The organism is Actinobaculum suis (genome assembly GCF_900618115.1).
Taxonomy (GTDB): Bacteria; Actinomycetota; Actinomycetes; order Actinomycetales; family Actinomycetaceae; genus Actinobaculum; species Actinobaculum suis.
The window spans coordinates 1,202,031-1,219,074 of record NZ_UYIO01000001.1; the positions used below are offsets into that span (position 1 = coordinate 1,202,031).

General features: G+C 56.6%; 17 protein-coding genes. 16 read left to right on the forward strand and 1 reads right to left on the reverse strand.

Annotated features, from left to right (window positions below):
- The first annotated feature begins 10 nt into the window (after positions 1–10).
- From dnaJ to H8274_RS05000, 7 genes are all read left to right on the forward strand, one after another.
- The gene (dnaJ, locus tag H8274_RS04970) at positions 11–1,126 is read left to right on the forward strand and encodes a molecular chaperone DnaJ (protein WP_065415344.1); all 1,116 of its coding nucleotides are present in this window, start codon (positions 11–13) and stop codon (positions 1,124–1,126) included.
- Positions 1,123–1,887 (forward strand): 16S rRNA (uracil(1498)-N(3))-methyltransferase, encoded by a 765-nt coding sequence (locus H8274_RS04975; RefSeq protein ID WP_065415343.1) that lies wholly within the window; start codon positions 1,123–1,125, stop codon positions 1,885–1,887. The genes dnaJ and H8274_RS04975 overlap by 4 nt, the downstream gene beginning before the upstream one ends.
- Entirely contained in the window at positions 1,887–2,864 is a 978-nt protein-coding gene (locus H8274_RS04980) for a PhoH family protein (protein WP_065415342.1), read from the forward strand. Before H8274_RS04975 ends, H8274_RS04980 begins: the two co-directional genes overlap by 1 nt.
- Positions 2,861–3,346, forward strand: a complete 486-nt coding sequence (ybeY, locus tag H8274_RS04985) for an rRNA maturation RNase YbeY (protein WP_049619490.1) — start codon at positions 2,861–2,863, stop codon at positions 3,344–3,346. The genes H8274_RS04980 and ybeY overlap by 4 nt, the downstream gene beginning before the upstream one ends.
- Before the next feature lie 96 nt (positions 3,347–3,442).
- Positions 3,443–4,606, forward strand: coding sequence for a hemolysin family protein (locus tag H8274_RS04990; RefSeq protein ID WP_244924531.1), 1,164 nt, complete (start codon positions 3,443–3,445; stop codon positions 4,604–4,606).
- A 268-nt stretch (positions 4,607–4,874) separates the two neighbouring features.
- Positions 4,875–5,786, forward strand: coding sequence for a GTPase Era (gene era / locus H8274_RS04995; RefSeq protein WP_185933995.1), 912 nt, complete (start codon positions 4,875–4,877; stop codon positions 5,784–5,786).
- Complete coding sequence (locus H8274_RS05000; RefSeq protein WP_185933996.1) at positions 5,786–7,459, forward strand: alpha/beta hydrolase family protein; 1,674 nt, start codon at positions 5,786–5,788, stop codon at positions 7,457–7,459. The genes era and H8274_RS05000 overlap by 1 nt, the downstream gene beginning before the upstream one ends.
- A gap of 191 nt (positions 7,460–7,650) precedes the next feature.
- Here the strand turns inward: H8274_RS05000 and H8274_RS05005 are convergent.
- A protein-coding gene (locus tag H8274_RS05005; RefSeq protein ID WP_185933549.1) for an IS3 family transposase occupies positions 7,651–8,846 on the reverse strand; the annotation gives its coding sequence in 2 pieces (ribosomal slippage) (positions 7,651–8,564 and positions 8,564–8,846; 1,197 coding nt in all).
- 368 nt (positions 8,847–9,214) lie between these two features.
- Here H8274_RS05005 and leuA point away from each other — a divergent pair.
- The 9 genes from leuA (at position 9,215) to rplT (ending at position 16,629) form a co-directional block, all read left to right on the forward strand.
- Complete coding sequence (gene leuA, locus H8274_RS05010) at positions 9,215–10,972, forward strand: 2-isopropylmalate synthase (RefSeq protein ID WP_185933997.1); 1,758 nt, start codon at positions 9,215–9,217, stop codon at positions 10,970–10,972.
- A gap of 249 nt (positions 10,973–11,221) precedes the next feature.
- Positions 11,222–11,950, forward strand: a complete 729-nt coding sequence (recO, locus tag H8274_RS05015) for a DNA repair protein RecO (protein ID WP_074663762.1) — start codon at positions 11,222–11,224, stop codon at positions 11,948–11,950.
- A 56-nt stretch (positions 11,951–12,006) separates the two neighbouring features.
- Entirely contained in the window at positions 12,007–12,837 is an 831-nt protein-coding gene (gene uppS, locus H8274_RS05020; RefSeq protein WP_065415337.1) for a polyprenyl diphosphate synthase, read from the forward strand.
- 20 nt (positions 12,838–12,857) lie between these two features.
- A complete protein-coding gene (locus H8274_RS05025) occupies positions 12,858–13,382 on the forward strand; it encodes a YbhB/YbcL family Raf kinase inhibitor-like protein (protein WP_185933998.1) in 525 nt (174 codons plus the stop codon).
- Positions 13,383–13,427: 45 nt separating this feature from the next.
- On the forward strand, positions 13,428–14,198 hold the full coding sequence (locus tag H8274_RS05030) for a hypothetical protein (protein WP_049619484.1): 771 nt from the start codon (positions 13,428–13,430) through the stop codon (positions 14,196–14,198).
- Complete coding sequence (locus H8274_RS05035; RefSeq protein WP_049619483.1) at positions 14,179–14,955, forward strand: HisA/HisF-related TIM barrel protein; 777 nt, start codon at positions 14,179–14,181, stop codon at positions 14,953–14,955. The genes H8274_RS05030 and H8274_RS05035 overlap by 20 nt, the downstream gene beginning before the upstream one ends.
- Positions 14,956–15,325: 370 nt before the next feature.
- Positions 15,326–15,988, forward strand: a complete 663-nt coding sequence (gene infC, locus H8274_RS05040) for a translation initiation factor IF-3 (protein WP_074663734.1) — start codon at positions 15,326–15,328, stop codon at positions 15,986–15,988.
- A 36-nt stretch (positions 15,989–16,024) separates the two neighbouring features.
- On the forward strand, positions 16,025–16,219 hold the full coding sequence (gene rpmI / locus H8274_RS05045) for a 50S ribosomal protein L35 (protein ID WP_049619481.1): 195 nt from the start codon (positions 16,025–16,027) through the stop codon (positions 16,217–16,219).
- 26 nt (positions 16,220–16,245) lie between these two features.
- Positions 16,246–16,629 carry a 50S ribosomal protein L20 gene (gene rplT / locus H8274_RS05050; RefSeq protein WP_049619480.1) on the forward strand — a complete coding sequence of 128 codons (384 nt, stop codon included), beginning with the start codon at positions 16,246–16,248 and terminating at the stop codon, positions 16,627–16,629.
- The last annotated feature ends 415 nt before the right edge of the window (positions 16,630–17,044 follow it).

Sequence of the window (17,044 nt, forward strand, 5' to 3'; positions counted from 1 at the left end):
GGATAATCGAGTGGATTACTACGAAACACTGGGCGTTGCACGCGATGCGAGCCAAGACGAGATCCGCAAAGCGTATCTGCGCCTTTCCCGGAAACTGCATCCCGACCATGCCGGTCCGGAAAAAGCGGAAGAATATAAGGCCGTCAATGAGGCCTACACGGTTCTCTCCAATGAAGAGTCGCGCCGCAAATACGATATGGGTGGTTCGGCCCAAGGCGGCGGTTTTGATTTCGGCATGGGAGACATCTTCAACACCTTCTTCGGCGGTATGGGTGGCATGGGCGGAGCCAGTTCTTCGCGCGGGCCGGCCCCGCGCGGGCAACGTGGCCAAGATTCTCTCCTACGCATTTCGGTAGAACTCAAAGACGTTATTTTCGGTAGCGAACGGGATATCGATACCACTTTGTACGTGCGTTGCCACACGTGCGAAGGGGGCGGGTGCGCGCCGGGAACGGAGCCGATTACCTGCACCAACTGTCACGGCGCCGGTATGGTACAACGGGTTTCTAACTCCCTGTTTGGGCAGATGATTACCCAAGCTCCATGCCCGGAATGCGAAGGGCACGGCACGATTATTGCCAGCCCCTGCCCAGATTGCGGCGCCGAAGGCCGCGTGCGGGAAAAGAAAACCATTCACGTGAAAATCCCAGCCGGAATGGAATCCGGCATGCAGTTGCGGTTCTCCAATGAGGGCGACGCCGGCCGGCAAGGTGGCGGGTACGGGGACCTTTATGTGGAGGTCACCGTCAAGGAAGACCGTATCTACCAGCGGTCCGGATCCGACCTGCTCGCAGAAGTACAAATCCCCATGACTTCCGCCGCTCTTGGGGCAACGATCACCGTGCCTACCTTCGACGGGGAACAGGAACTAGAAATCCCGGCCGGCACCAATTCCGGCACGGTACTCACCATGAAGGGCCTGGGCGTGACCCGCATGAACGGGAAAGACCGCGGCAATATCCGCATGACGGTAGCCGTTACCACCCCGCGCGATCTAGATAGTCAGCAGCGCGAACTGCTCGAACAACTCGCTACCTTGCGCGGCGAATCCTTCACGGACGCGGAAATGAGTTCCGGTGACCAATCCTTCTTCTCCAAACTAAAAGAAAGGTTTGCTAACCGGTGACGCTCCCACTGTTCCTGGCCGGCCCGGCCGCTACGGCGAGCCCAGGTAGTTCGCTTGCACTTACGGGGGAGGAAGCCCGCCATGCTGCCCAAGTGCGGCGCATCCGCACCGGCGAAGAGATTTATATTAGCGACGGCGCTGGCACCCGCGCCACCTGTACCGTCACCGATATTACTAAGCGCGAAGTACTTACTCGGGTACTGGAAGTAGAACGGATTGCCGCCCCGAGTTGCCCGATAACGCTCGTGCAAGCCCTCGCAAAGGGCGGGCGAGATGAACAAGCCGTAGAGACCGCAACCGAGTTCGGGGCGTGGGATTTCCTGCCCTGGCAATCCGAACGCACGGTAGTGCGCTGGCGCGGGAAAGAAGAAAAAGGAGTGGCGCGCTGGCAGGCCGTAGCCCGCGCCGCGGCCAAACAATCCCGGCGCGCTTATGTGCCCTGCGTTCACGAGCCAGTTACTACTAACCAGCTAACCGCACAGGTGAGCGCGGCCGTAGAAACCGGGGCCTGCGTGCTCATCTGCCATGAGAGTGCAAGCTTGCCGCTCACGCAGGTAGCAGCAGTTGCTTCTGCGCAAGCAGTCTGGATTATTATCGGCCCAGAAGGTGGAATCAGCAGCGGCGAACTAGCCGCCCTGGAAAAGGCCGGGGGAGTGCCCGTACTCTTGGCCCCACACGTGTTACGGGCAGCCACCGCCGGGCCATACGCGCTTGCCACAGTGCACGCTTTACGAGCCACGGCCCGCTACGATAGGGATTAATGACAGAACCAGCACATTTGGAAATGCGGCAGATTACGGTGCCGGAGCACGTATCTATGATCAATGTGCTCGGCCGGCGTGACGAAGTACTGCGGGCGCTAGAAGCCGGGCTGGAACCGGTGGAAGTGTATGCGCTCGGGCATCGGATTACGGTGCGCGGCTCCGGCCCGGAACTCGACCTGGCCCAATCACTTATTGAAGAACTAATTGACGTAGCCGTAGGCGGGGAAATGCTTACCCGCGATTCGGTGGAACGCGCCATCAAAATTGCTAAAGATGGCCTGGCCAAACCAACCGCGCTGATCCAAACCGATATTTTGACGGTACGCGGGAAAACCATCCGGCCCAAAACCATTGGCCAAAAAGCATATGTGGATGCCATTGATAATAATTCCATCACCTTCGGGATCGGGCCGGCCGGGAGCGGGAAAACCTATCTGGCGGTAGCCAAAGCCGTGGTCGCGCTAACCAATCACAGTGTGAAACGGATAATTTTGACTCGCCCGGCTGTGGAAGCCGGAGAATCCCTGGGCTACCTACCCGGCTCCCTAAACGAAAAAATCGATCCCTATTTGCGTCCTCTTTATGACGCCATGTACGAAATGCTCGATTCGGAAGCCATACCGAAACTCATGGGGGCCGGGGCGATCGAAGTAGCGCCGTTAGCGTATATGCGCGGCCGCACTCTCAATGATGCTTTCGTCATCTTAGACGAAGCCCAAAACACTACTCCGGAACAAATGAAAATGTTCCTTACCCGCTTGGGCTTCAACTCGAAAATGGTGGTGACAGGTGACGTTACCCAAATCGATTTGCCGGGCGCCAAAAAGTCGGGGCTCTTGCAGGTGCGGCGCATTTTGCGGGACGTTCCGGGTATACACTTCTCAGAGCTTTCCAGTGCAGACGTGGTTCGGCACCGGTTGGTGGCAGAAATCATCGATGCCTATGCGCGGTGGGATGCGAGGGACGAGAAGTGATAGACGTAGTGGACGAATCCGGGTTTAGCCCGGCAATAGATCTAGAAGAAATCAGCGAACTAGCACGTTACGTGATGGATAATATGCGCGTGCATCCCCAAGCTGATCTAACGGTGGCGCTCGTAGATGAAGAAGCGATGGCCGAACTGCACAAAACTTGGATGGATCTGGATGGGCCCACCGATGTGATGAGCTTCCCCATGGACGAATTGCGGCCCGCTGCCCCCGGTACCGAACCGCAACCGGGAACCTTGGGTGATATTGCGGTATGCCCGCAAGTAGCGCGCCGGCAAGCTCTCACCATGGGTCATTCCGTGGCCGAAGAAGTGCTGCTCCTAGTAACACACGGGATTTTGCACTTGCTTGGCTACGACCACACCACGCCCGAAACCAAAGCAGAAATGTTTGCTTTGCAACGCCAATTGCTCCTGATTTTCCTCGCCGAACGCGGCGGCGGTGATCCAAAACCCACGGAGGTTTAGGTGCTCGCACTCTTATCCGCACCCTTCTACATTGGCGCCGCACTCTGCCTCTGCCTGGGATGGTGGTGCACGCTGGTAGGCACCGCGCTAGCGCGCATGACCCGCACCGAGGCAGCCAGCGGCCAAGAAGAAGGAAAAAAGGGTTCCACCCAAGTGGTGCGCATTCTGGCCCGCCGCCCCGCGGCTACCATGGGGCTTTCCACATTGCGGTCACTGTTTATGAGTAGCTACGGCATGCTGCTCTTGCTTGGTTTACTCACGGACCTTACTTCCTGGTGGCTGATCTTCCTGGCCTTCTTCGGAGTTACCGCAGTTGTGATGCTCGCTTTTGCGTTCCTTAATCCCTTGGATTACGCACAGCGGCACCACCTGCGCATTATTTATGGTTCGCGGTGGTGGCTTTCCGGGGTGACCTCACTGTTTTCGATCCTGGTGCGGCAAAAAGAATTCACGGCGGAAGAGTTTGAGCAACGCCAAGAAGATCAACTGGCGGTAATGGTGGAACGGGTTTCCGAATCGGAGGCTATTGAGGACTCTGAGCGCAATATCCTGGAATCCCTTTTCGATATGTCTAATACGATGGTCCGCGAGGTGATGGTCCCGCGCACCGATATGGTCGCCATCGCACACGATCAAAGCTTGGATAAGGCCCTATCTTTGTTCACGCGCTCCGGCTTTTCTCGCGTTCCCGTTTACCAGGAAACCGTGGACGATATTATCGGCGTCGTCTACATGAAAGACGTTATTCGCCGCGTCCATCACCGCCACGATACCGCGGGCGTAACGGTGGAAGACGTGTGCCGCGAACCCTTCTTCGTGCCGGAAATGAAGATGATCGATACGCTCCTGCCGGAAATGCAAAATGAGCAGGTACATATTGCCCTAGTGGTAGACGAATACGGCGGGATTGCCGGGCTGGTCACCATCGAGGATTTGGTGGAAGAGCTCGTAGGTGAAATCGAAGATGAACATGATCATTCCACGCCCGAAATTGAGGACCTTGGCGATGGTACCTACCGCGTGGCCGCGCGCACCTCAATTACTGATCTCGGAGAGCTGTTTGGGGTGGAGTTGGTAGACGACGACGTCGATACGGTAGCGGGTCTGTTTGCTAAAACTTTGGGCCGCGTACCCATTCGGGACGCGGAAGGGGAGGTAGCAGGGATTCATTTGGTAGCCGATCGGTTCGAGGGCCGGCGCCACCACCTGTCCACTGTGCTCGCCAGCCGCGCTACCCCCGTGGCAAACTCGACTGCATAGAAACACTGCTAAATAGCAACACAGTTGTATAGCAACACTGCTGTATAGCAACACAGTTGAATAGAGATGCGACTGCATAGAACTGCATAGAATAGGCTAATGCAGTTTGGCGGTGCGTAGTGCCAAACCACCGCACTGGAACTACTGAGCACGACATAAACGAGACGCGGCAAGCACCGCAGAAGCTAGGTGCGCACCGCAGAAGCGCGGTACGCGGCAAGCACCTAACCGGTGCGTAGCGGGCGCGAATAATTAGGAGGAGACGGGGATGGATCAGGGCGTTCCGGAAAACTATAGGGCAGGTTTTGTAGCTGTAATTGGCCGGCCCAACGCGGGTAAATCCACGTTGATTAACACGCTCGTGGGCCGCAAAGTGGCGATTACTTCGAATCGTCCGGAAACTACGCGGCGTGTGATCCGCGCTATTATTTCGCGCCCGCAAGGCCAAGCAATCCTCGTAGACACACCGGGTATGCATCGCCCCCGCACACTTTTGGGGGAACGGCTCGGCGATATGGTGCGCGATTCCCTGGCGGATGTTGACGTAGTGGTTTTGTGCCTGCCGGCAGATGAAAAGGTGGGCCCGGGGGACCGCTACCTGTTCGAAATGGCCGCAAAGACGAAGGCACCGGTAATCGCCGCGATCACGAAGTCTGACCTGCTCAGCCGCGAAAAAATGCCCGATAAGATCATCGAAGTTTCGGAAAGCTACAAGTTCGCGGAAATTATCCCGGTTTCGGCGGTGCAGGGCGAGCAGGTGAAAGATCTGGAAGCACTGATTTTGGAACGCTTGCCGCTTTCGCCACCCCTCTACCCGCTAGACGTAGTAACCGACCAGTCCGAAGAAGTGATGATCACGGAACTTATTCGCGAAGCCGGGCTGGAAGAACTGCGGGAAGAACTGCCGCATTCCCTGGCCGTCACCATCGACGAAATGCAAGAGTCAGCCACGAAATCGGGCACGCCGCTATTGCGGATTCACGCTTCCTTACATGTGGAACGCGATTCGCAGAAGGGGATTGTGATTGGCCGCAAGGGGAGTCGCCTGCGCCAAATCGGGCGGGATGCGCGCATCGCGATTGAACAGTTATTTGGCACCAAGGTATTCCTAGATTTGCACGTGCGCGTAGCCAAAGATTGGCAGCGTGATCCGAAACTACTCAACCGGCTAGGTTTCTAATGCTAAAGCGGCCACTTGATTCCACGCCGCGCGGGTCCGGAGCGGCCAAAGCCACCGCGCAAACCTCCGAAGTAGAGGTTCCCGAAAACGGTTCCGAAAGCGCGCCCGAAAACGGTCCCCAAAGCACGCCGGAAGAAGGCGCGGAGGAGACGTCCGAGCGGGGCGGCTTGCGGGCCTGGATTCCGCGGCACCGCAAGTTTTTATCCTGGCTTGTAGTGGTGCTTATACTGTCTTTGACCGGCACCGCGCTCGGCCCGGGTTGGCATCCCCAACCCATGGAAGCAGTAATCCAGCCGGAAACTCCTAATACGGCAATCGGCACGGCCGGGCCTACTGCGCGCGTCGGCACCTATGAGGTGGAAACCGAAGTGGTTACCTTCCGGCTGCGCGACGGCACCGAAAATCAGGCGACCATTAAAAAACCGGTGGGAGCGCGCGGGCCGCTTCCCGGAATGGTATTCATACACGGCACCGGAACCGATAGTTACACTGCTTTTGAACGGGAAACGAACCGGATTGCATCTACCGGGATCGTTACTATGGTCGCCCAAAAACGTATCGCCAATTACACGACGACGCACCGCGATTACAACGCGCTGGCAGATGACTATGAAGATGCCTTGGAGTTTTTGCGTGAGCAAGCGGGGATAGATCCGGGAGAAGTCGGCATCTACGCGGTTTCCGAAGGGTGCTTCGTAGCGCCGATTATTGCGGCCCGTAATTACGATGTGGCCTATGTAGCCTTTATTTCTGCGCCGGTATTACCGATCCGGCAGCAAGGAGCTTTCGCCGCGGATGCCTACCTGCGCGAAATTGGCGCGCCCATCCAGATGATCAATGCGATCCCGAAGATCCTCGGCCAAGATTTCGGGGAAGAAACCTTCCGATATATAGATTTCGATCCAGCAGCTTATGAAGCAAAAATAACCGCGCCCGTAATGATGCTGTACGGCACGGCAGATAAATCTATGCCTACCATTCAAGGCCCGCTGGTGATGGCAAAGCAACTCGAGAAAGCGGGGAATCGGAACCTAACGATCCGCTACTACGAAGGCGCAGACCACGGGCTCCAACTCAACCGGAAAACCCTTTCCGAGGCCGCCATGCAGGACGTTTCTGACTGGGTGAACGGACTGCCCTATACCGCAAACTCACAGCCGCGGGTGGCGGGCGGCCAACCGAATCAGCAATACCAAGCCGGCGCGGTCCAAGAAGTACCAACCTTCCTTAATGGGGAGGTGGTACTCGCGGTTATGGCGGCCGGTATTTTGCTTGCCGCCCTGGCCTGGCTATTGCAACTCGTAGGTTTAATCCGGGTAGGTAACCGCGGCCCGCTAGCCAAATGTGGCGGGAGCGGCGGGCAGCTTAACCGCTCGCTGGCCTGGACCGTGATTACCTGGGTGGCCTACCTCTGGTACGTGCTCCTCATTGCGCGCATTGCTTTGAACTATCAGCAAGATCGGCTCTTAGTGCAAGGCGGCTACCTGATTATCGTGCTCTTGGCCTTGAGCGCCGTGTGGTGGTTCGTGAGCTGGCTCTTTAGGTGGGCAGAAGTTAGCAAACAGGGCGGCATGAATGCGTTCGGGCAAGTAATATCCGCCGTCGCACTGCTTTCACAAATTGCGCTTTTGCTTACTCTTGGCTACTGGAACGCCTTCCCGGGCATTTTCTAGCAGCGGCTGGCTGGATTTTCGTTTCCAGTAACGGCTAGGTGGCATTCGGCTTCTAGTGCGCGGCAGGTCGGAACGTTGCTTCTAGGTGTTGTTATTCGGCGTACGTTCCTACCTGCTAAGTTATGGTCTGTTTACGGTCTCGTAAGTTATGGTCGGGCCCGACCCCCGGAAAGTGGACATGGGGGTGGTGTTTATGCTGCAAGGTCAAGTGTAGCTGACGCGTGTTTTTCGAAGGTGTCTGGGGCCTGGTAATTGCACCAGGTGTGCAATCGTTTCGTGTTATACCGAGTACACCACGCAAAGACCTGCCGGCGGCAGGAGAGCATGTTGGGGAAAACCTTCGCATTTTTGAGAACTTCTCGTTTGAGCGTTGCATTAAATGACTCTGCCAGCGCGTTATCGGCACTACTGCCTACAGCTCCCATGGATTGTTGTACTCCCAACTGCCGGCATGTTTCTTGAAATACAGAGGAGGTGTATACACTGCCGTGATCAGAATGGAAAATCGTTCCACGCAAGGATCCTCGCTGGTCTGCGGCCATCAGTAATGCCTCTCGGGCGAGTTCAACACGCATGTGATCTGCAATCGCAAAACCGACCAGTTTCCGGGAGAAACAGTCAATCACAGTAGCCAGATACATATTCTTTTGCCCGGCAAGGGGAAGATATGTAATGTCCCCGACAAGCTTGTCGTTAGGCCTGGCCGCGGTGAAATCACGCTCGAGAAGATCATCAAAGACCCGCTTATGTGGATCACTGACAGTAGTGCGAACACGACGTTTTTTCGTAAAACCTGCCAACCCGAGAGCTTTCATCACCCGTGCTACGCGTTTGTGATTTACCGGCTGGTCCGGGGTCTGCGCAGTAAGCAACGCGGCTATACGTTTAGCACCATACAAGCCACCTTCCGCCTCGAAAGCGATCCGAATTCGCTCCCCTAGCAGCCCGTCAGCGTATACCTGTTGCTCGCGCCGGGCCGCATTTGCGGCCCACTTGTAATAGGAAGAACGCCTTACTTTCAGTACGGTACACATCCGCTTGACTGAGAACTCAGTACGGTGGTCCTCGATGAACTTGAAGCGGATCACAAGCCCATCTCCTTCGCGAAATACTGCGCCGCCTTGCGCAAAATATCGCGTTCTTCTTTCAAAAGCGCGTTTTCCTTTTCGAGTTGTCGGATTCTCTCTGCTTCAGATAAGACCCGCGCCGCCTCTGCTTCTTTGCGCCGCCTGGCCCGCACCCCGGTGCCAAACTGGTTTACCCAGTTTTGCAGCGAATTACGATTAATTCCCAGATCAGAAGCAACCTGCGCCATTGAAGCCTCGCTGGACTCGTACGCGGCTACCGCGTCTTTCTTGAACTGCGCGGAATATGTTTTACGGGACATGGTAGAAGACTACCTTTCTCCGGCTGAACGCCGGGGCTAGCCTATGTCCACCAACAGGGGGTCAGGTCCGTCTATTTACGGTGCTATAGTCCACAAAATGGACGCGGCCCAGAATAATTACAAAAGTATGCCTAGGATAGGGGCATGCGTTTGGCAAGGATTGAAGGGCTGCTACTACTTCTTCGCCGTCGCGGGCTCTGAAGACTCGGCTACCCGCGGCGGCTAAAACTGTATCCCGCCGGTCGCCTGGTCCTATCGGCCCTATATGTGGGGCCCTGCCGAGGACGGGTTCGAATTAGGTAGAGCAAAAGCTCAATAGAGCAAGGCTAGGCAGAGCAAAGCTCAGTAGTAGAGCAAGAGAAGAGAATATGAAGACATCAGGTTTTGCGAACCGTCAGCAGCCGTCCGGAATGCCGTACCAAAAGTATCGGCCGTTTTTGGAAACAAACCCGGTTTCTCTCCCGGATCGGCAGTGGCCCAATAATCGAATCACGAAAGCTCCGCGGTGGCTTTCCACCGACCTGCGCGATGGCAACCAGGCACTGCCGGATCCCATGAGCATTTCCAAGAAGCGCGCTATGTTCGATCAGCTCGTAAAAATGGGGTTCAAGGAAATTGAGATCGGTTTCCCCGCCGCTTCGGAAACCGAATGGGAATTCGTCCGCTCTTTGGCAGAAACTGATGCGGTGCCTGAAGATGTTACGGTTTCCGTGCTCACGCAGTCGCGCCCGGAACTCATTCAGCGCACGATTGATTCCCTGGCCGGTTTCCCGCGGGCCACGGTACATATTTACAATGCCACTTCGCCGGTATTCCGCCGGGTCGTTTTCGGTACCGACCGGGCAGGTATTAAGAACTTGGCAATTCGCGGCACCCAGGAAGTAATGTCCTATATCGAAAAAGTAGGGAATACAGATACCGTGTGGGGGCTGGAGTATTCACCCGAAATTTTCGTGGATACCGAACTGGACTACGCCCTCGAAGTATGCGAAGCGGTAATGGACGTGTGGCAGCCGGATGCGGAGCGCGAAATTATCCTGAATTTGCCGACGACGGTAGAGCGCGCCACGCCGAATGTTTATGCCGACCAAATCGAGTGGATGAGCCGAAATCTTTCCCGCCGGGAATACATTTGCCTTTCCGCGCACAACCACAATGATCGCGGCACCGGCGTAGCAACTACGGAACTGGCTATGCTGGCCGGCGCGGACCGTATCGAAGGCTGCCTATTCGGGCAGGGGGAAAGAACCGGGAATGTAGACCTGGTAAATGTGGCCATGAACTTGTACACGCAGGGGATTGATCCGCAGCTCGACTTCTCGGATATTGATGAGGTTGTGCGCGTTTCTGAATATTGCAACCAGATGGATGTACCCCCGCGCACGCCCTATGCCGGCGCGCTCGTTTACACGTCCTTCTCCGGTTCGCATCAAGATGCGATCAAGAAGGGAATGGACGATCGCCAGGCGCGGCTGGAAGCCGCTGGGGGAGATGAACTGGCAGTTCCGTGGGATTTGCCTTACCTGCCTTTGGATCCTAAGGATGTGGGCCGTACCTATGATGCGATTGTGCGGGTGAATTCCCAGTCCGGTAAGGGCGGGGTTGCCTATATTCTGAAATCCACGCGGCACATGGATCTCCCGCGCCGGATGCAAATGGAGCTCTCGCGCATTATCAAGCACTACACAGATACCGTGGGCCACGAGATTTCTGCGGAGAAAATCTGGGATATTTTCAAGGACGAATACTTGCCGGCAGATTCCCAAGGCAAACGCTGGGGTAAATACCGCCTGCGGGAGATGGAATTTGGTAATAAGCGCGGCGGCACTTCCTTCCTCAAGGCGGTTCTGGAAAAGCAAGCTGACGGCACGGAAATCACCGTGGATTCGGAAGGTAACGGCCCGATCGATGCCTTCGTGAAGGGTTTGGGCCGCATGGGTGAAGACGTCCACGTGCTCGACTACCAAGAACATGCCCTCGGCGAAGGTGGAGATGCCACCGCAGCTGCCTATGTGGAATGCGAAGTAAACGGCCAAGTTTTGTGGGGATGCGGAATTCATACTTCCACTACGCGGGCTGCTTTGAAGGCAATCATTTCTGCCGTAAACCGCGCCCACCGCAGCTAGAACCGCGCTCATAGCAGCTAGAACCGCGCGCGCCGCAGAAAACCTCGCGCGCCGCAAGTAAAACCGCACCTACGGTAACTATTGAAATAGGTAGTAGCCCGCGTGGGAATGTCGCGCCGCGATAATCCCACGCGGGCCCTTTGCGCGCGGGCCCCTTTTTCGCCGGGGTCGTTTCAGCGCGGGCCCTGTTCGCCGCGCCGGGTGGCGGCTGGTGCTGGCAGTAGCGGGCAGGCATGCGATAATAGCCAGGTGAAGCTTTATCGGGATGAGGCGGTGGTTCTGCGCACGCATGACCTCGGCGAAGCCGATCGCATCATCACCCTGATCTCGCGCAACCACGGCATTATGCGCGGCGTCGCGAAAGGGGTGCGGCGTACCAAATCACGTTTCGGGGCCCGGTTAGAACCATTTTCGCTAGTCGATATTCAAATGTATCGGGGGCGTAATCTCGATACCGTTACCGAGGTGGCGTGCCTGGTACCTTTTGGCCGAGAAATCAGCACGGATTATGAAAAATACGCGGCGGGTAGCGCCATGGCAGAAATCGTTGAGCGGCTCTGCGCCGAAGGTGAATCCGACCCAGAACAGTATTTGCTCTTCCTCGGTGCGCTTAATGTGCTCGCAAATCGGCAACACCGGCCCGGTTTGGTACTAGCTTCCTATATTTTGCGGGCTCTGGATATTGCGGGCTGGCGGCTCGCGGTGGAAAAATGCGCGGTTTGCGGGCGTCCGGAAAACCTCGTCGCCTTCAATGTACAAGCAGGTGGAATGCTGTGCCAACAGTGCGCCACTTCCGGCTCGGCCCGGCCCAGCACGGATACGGTAACCTTATTACGCGCCCTGCTGGCAGGGGATTGGCCGACCATTGACGCCGCTGCCCCCGCGGTGGAAAAAATCACCGGAAAATATGTTAAGGCCTATGCGCAATGGCATCTAGAACGCAAAATCCGTTCCCTCGATATGGTCCGCCCCGCCTAGCGCCAAACGGGTGGCAAAGTGGTCTGTTCCCAGGAGGGCAGTCTAGACTTTGACCCATGAACGACGACGCACGTGCGAACTCCGCCGGCCCGGCAACGCCTCTCCATCGGGAAGGAATCAAACCGCCGCAATTATCGAAAGTACCTCGGCACGTGGCCATAGTTATGGACGGCAACGGCCGGTGGGCGAATGCGCGCGGCCTACCCAGAACAGAAGGACACCGCGCCGGCGGAAACGCCATGATGGACGTAGTGGCCGGAGCAATCGAAATCGGGATTTCAGAACTTTCCGTATATGCCTTTTCCACCGAAAACTGGCGCCGTTCACCCACCGAAGTTTCCTTCTTGATGGGCTTTTCGCGCCAACTAATCCACGAAAACCTCGCTACCTTGCACAGCTGGAATGTGAAAGTGGAATGGGCGGGCCGGCCGCAACGGCTCTGGAGTTCCGTGCTCAAAGAGATTTTTGATGCACGGCTTCTCACCCGCGAAAATACGGGGCTCAAAGCGAATGTGTGCATCAATTACGGAGGCCGGGCAGAGATTGTAGACGTCACCCGCCAGATAGCCGCGGAAGTTCAGGCCGGGCAACTCCGGCCCGGAGATATTACTGAGAAAACTATTGCAGAACGGCTCTACGTTCCCAATATGTCCGACGTCGATCTTCTCATCCGCACCGGGGGAGAACTACGTACCTCAAACTTCCTCATGTGGGAATCTTCGTACGCGGAACTGTACTTCACGGACGTTATGTGGCCGGATTTCGGCCGGGAAGAACTCTGGCAAGCATGTGCCGATTTCGCTTCCCGCAACCGCCGTTTTGGGGGCGCAACCGATAAGGTTAGGGGCGCAACCGATAAGCTTACAAATAAGCAAGAAAAAAGATAAATAGGTCAAGGAGGAATACATTGCGTAAGAACTATGATCCCTTCGCGGGCCTGGAGGCCGGCACGGTAGATCTGCAACTCCGTTCCGCAGACTTCACCGCTGGCGGTCAGCTTCCCGAATCGGCCACCGGCGCGGGAAGCACACCCGGCGGCGCGGACCGGTGCCCGCAGCTTTCTTGGGACCCGGCGCCGGCCGGCACCGAAAGCCTCATGCTTTCCGTTTACGATCCGGACGCTCCCACCCCTTCCGGGTATTGGCACTGGCTGGTTGCCAACCTGCCCGCGGATATGACCGAGCTGGAGGGCGGGACCGCAGTTGCCGTGCCGGAAGGCTCGATCAGTTTGTATAACGACGGCGCGACCCGGGACTTCCAAGGCGCGGCTCCGCCAGTGGGAGATGGCCCGCATCGCTACTTCTTTGCGATCCACGCTTTGGATACGGGCTTGGATCTGGATCCGGAAACCCGCCCGGCGGTAGCCCATTTCCTGGCACGCGGGCATATTCTGGGCCGCGGTATCCTCATCGGCACCTGGGAAAACGCCTAAGCGGCTAATCGCGCGTAAGGGCAGAAAGTTAGGAAGAACCTGCATATGGCACAAAAAACCAAGAGATTTGTTGTTGTTACTCCGTTTGCCAATATCGAAGCGGTAGCGGGAGTATGCCTCTTGCACGGCCTGCAAGTGCGGGTGATTCCCACCGAATCGGGCGCGCTAATCACTCGGGACGTACCGGTTCCGGAATATGACGAATGGGATATTCGTAATATCACCGGCCCTGATCCTGAGGAAGAAACCGCTAACCCCAGCGATGACGGCCCGGCCGTGGCCGCGATGCTCTCCCAGCTTTCCCCGTATGGATGCGTACTCGTAAACGTCACTTTGGTTGATGATGAAGAAGGGTACGACGCCGGAATCTCTGGCAATGTGCAGGCTCGGCGCTACCAGAACGGGAAAGCCGGGGAGGAAATCCCCTCCGGGCTGATGCTTAACGCGCTTGATCCACAGGTAGAAAAAACCGTGCTGGGTGAAGATGATGATCCGAGGGGCACGCTCAATACTGCGGATATGACGATTGACGATCTCGATATGCTTATCAACGAAGGCGAGCGGCGGCATCGCGAAACTGCCAAAAGCCAGGCGCCCCGCGAAACCGAATCTGGCGCAGTAGCGGAAAACGAGCCGGCACCCCAGGCCAGAAGCACGCCGGATGAGCCGGCTGCCGTAGGCGAGCAGGAACCGGATTCCGCGGGAAAGCGGGAACTGGATTCCGCAGCCGGGCAGGAACCGGATTTGGCGGGTAGGCAGGAAGGGGATTCTGCCGAGGGGCCAGAAAAGGAGAACCATGAATCGGAACCCCAGTGAAAAGAACCCGGTAGCGCAGACCGCTGCCGCGGGCTTGCAACTTTTACCGGCCGTTGATGTGGAAAATGGCCAGTCAGTGCGGCTGCGCCAAGGGCAGGCCGGAAGTGAAGAGAACTATGGGGATCCGCGCCAGGCCGTGGAAGAATTTATTGCGGCCGGGGCGAACTATATTCACCTCGTGGATCTGGACGCTGCCTTCCAACGGGGCAATAATGCTGAGTTGCTGGCGCAGATTATTGGGCAGGTGCCGGTAGATATTCAGATTTCGGGTGGTATTGCTACCCGCGCGGCCCTCGATGCCGCCCTAGCTACGGGCGCACGCCGAGCCGTGATTAGCGCCGCCGCGCTAGCCGAACCTGAATGGGTGGAAGAAGCAATAGCCGAGTATGGAGACCGGATAGCGGTAGGAATTGACGTGCGCGGGGAGGAGATTATTGCCCGCGGTTCACAGGTACCGGCTGGAAATATGTGGCGCATGTTAGAACGCTTAGAAGCGGCTGGCTGTGCACGGTATGTAGTTACCGATGTAGACCGGGACGGCATGCTAACCGGCCCGGATCTGGAATTATTGCGCAAGGTTGGAAAAGCTACCCGCGGCAAAATTATTGCTTCCGGGGGAGTCCGTTCCCTCGCCGATATTGTTAGCCTGCGAGAGCTGGGCGCGTACGGCGTCGACTCCGCAATTATTGGAAAAGCGTTTTATGCGGGAAACTTTAGCTTCGCCGCTGCCCTGGAAGCAGCCGGCCCGCAAGGCTAACCGGCCCGCAGGGGTAACCGGCCTGCAAGGGTAACCGGCCCGCAAGGTTCACTATTTCGCAGGGGGTCTGCCCATTGCATTGACTTGCGGTGGGACTGCCGCCTGGATGCGGTAGACGTCACCGCAAGCTATTCGCGAAAAGAACCTCAAACTGGTAAACTATCACCCGACCGACCGGCAACCGCCGGACCGCAAGTGGAGGAATCCCACCTAGTTGCCCACCTTTTGGCGCCCGTAACTGTTTGAGCACCGAAGGGGAGAAGCCTTTGGCTTCGGGGTGGCGGGTAGAGCGGCTCATGATCGTCTGCGATCAGTGTCCTCATGGTTTCTCCGTGCGTATTTGTCATGTTGAGGATATAGAGGAACTGCAATTAACAACAAAGAACCACGTGTCAATGAGCGCATACGCGTCCCCAAGGTACGCCTTGTGGGGCCAGGCGGCGAGCAGGTAGGCGTCGTCAAAACTGAAGACGCACTGCGGGTTGCTGTTGAGGCGAATCTTGATCTCGTTGAGGTAGCGCCGAATTCGAACCCGCCCGTCGCCAAGCTTATGGACTACGGAAAGTACAAGTACGAGGCGGCGCAGAAGGAGCGTGCCGCACGGCGTAACCGCTCTAACGCCCAGGTGAAGTCGATCCGTATTGGCATGAAGATCGACCAGAACGACTACAACACCAAGAAGAATCAGGCTGAACGCTTCCTTAATAGTGGCGATAAGGTTAAATTCGATCTCCGGTTCCGCGGCCGTGAACAGTCGCGTCCGCAACTTGGTGTTGAGCTCCTGAACGGTTTGGCGGAAGAACTTTCCGAGGTTTCTACGGTTGAAGCAGCTCCGCGGGCCGAAGGGCGAAATATGTCTATGGTTTTGGCCCCGATCCGGAAGAAGACGGAAGCGAAATCCGATCAGCGGCGTCGCCGCGAAGCAGAACGCGAAAGCCGCCGTGCACACGGGGCTGAACGTGCTAAGCGGCAACAAGAAAACGCGCGGGTAAACGCCGAAGCACGCTCCAAGAAAACTGACAAAACGGACTAGAAATGGTACCGCGTAAGCGGCTTAGAAGGACTGACTATGCCTAAAAACAAAACCCATTCGGGTATGAAGAAGCGGATCCGTCGTACGGGTTCTGGCAAGCTGATGCGGGAACGGGTGAACAAGCGCCACCTTCTCGAAGTAAAGAGCTCGCGGCGTAAGCGGCGTCTCTCTAAGGACCAGCAGGTCCACCGCGCCGACGTAAAGCAAGTTCGCCGTCTCTTGGGTATCTAGAGGCTTTGAGGAAAGAGGGATTATAGATGGCACGCGTCAAGCGTTCTGTAAACGCGAAGAAGAAGCGCCGCACCGTACTCGAACGCGCCTCGGGATACCGTGGGCAGCGTTCGCGCCTTTACCGGAAGGCAAAGGAACAGGTCACGCACTCGTTTGTATACAACTACAACGACCGCAAGAAGCGGAAGAATAACTTCCGCCGTCTGTGGATTCAGCGCATTAACGCTGCGGCTCGGGCAGAAGGCATGACCTACAACCGCTTCATCCAAGGTTGCAACTTGGCTGGAATTGAAGTGGATCGCCGGCAGCTCGCGGAAATGGCTGTAAACGATCCGGAAGCTTTCAAGGCGGTTGTGGAAGCAGCTCGGGCAGCACTTCCGGAAGACGTCAACGCTCCGAAAGTAGCCTAAAAGCTCTGAAAGCGGCCTAAAACTGCATAATTTGGCTATAAAATTTGGCTATAAAAGGTAGCGCCTAGCGCGACCGTATAGCTTCATAGCTTTACCTGGGTGGGTGGTAGTACCGCAACGTGCTACCACCCACCCAGTTTTTGCCGCTTCCTAGCCACACCAATGAATGTAGTTATATCCTCGGAGCATCAGTCGCTCAGACCACATAAGTTTGACCGGAGGTTAAAGTGAAAAAATTACTGCTTTTCTGATACTTGAGCTCGCCGATATTGCAATAATGTTTCTCTACTCTATGGGCACGCACTCTACCCTGGGAGAGTTCATAGCTGGATGGTGGCTATCATTTCTTATTACATCTGTGGGGATTGCGTTAAGTATTTGGGTATTTCCCGAGGTTAGTAAAAAAATACGAGCT

What these genes read in the sequence shown, in the direction of transcription:
- H8274_RS04980 (WP_065415342.1), top strand. Translation starts at nt 1,887, where the DNA reads ATGACAGAACCAGCACATTTGGAAATGCGGCAGATTACGGTGCCGGAG.
- H8274_RS04990 (WP_244924531.1), top strand. Translation starts at nt 3,443, where the DNA reads ATGACCCGCACCGAGGCAGCCAGCGGCCAAGAAGAAGGAAAAAAGGGT.
- era (WP_185933995.1), top strand. Translation starts at nt 4,875, where the DNA reads ATGGATCAGGGCGTTCCGGAAAACTATAGGGCAGGTTTTGTAGCTGTA.
- H8274_RS05000 (WP_185933996.1), top strand. Translation starts at nt 5,786, where the DNA reads ATGCTAAAGCGGCCACTTGATTCCACGCCGCGCGGGTCCGGAGCGGCC.
- leuA (WP_185933997.1), top strand. Translation starts at nt 9,215, where the DNA reads ATGAAGACATCAGGTTTTGCGAACCGTCAGCAGCCGTCCGGAATGCCG.
- uppS (WP_065415337.1), top strand. Translation starts at nt 12,007, where the DNA reads ATGAACGACGACGCACGTGCGAACTCCGCCGGCCCGGCAACGCCTCTC.
- H8274_RS05030 (WP_049619484.1), top strand. Translation starts at nt 13,428, where the DNA reads ATGGCACAAAAAACCAAGAGATTTGTTGTTGTTACTCCGTTTGCCAAT.
- H8274_RS05035 (WP_049619483.1), top strand. Translation starts at nt 14,179, where the DNA reads ATGAATCGGAACCCCAGTGAAAAGAACCCGGTAGCGCAGACCGCTGCC.
- rpmI (WP_049619481.1), top strand. Translation starts at nt 16,025, where the DNA reads ATGCCTAAAAACAAAACCCATTCGGGTATGAAGAAGCGGATCCGTCGT.
- rplT (WP_049619480.1), top strand. Translation starts at nt 16,246, where the DNA reads ATGGCACGCGTCAAGCGTTCTGTAAACGCGAAGAAGAAGCGCCGCACC.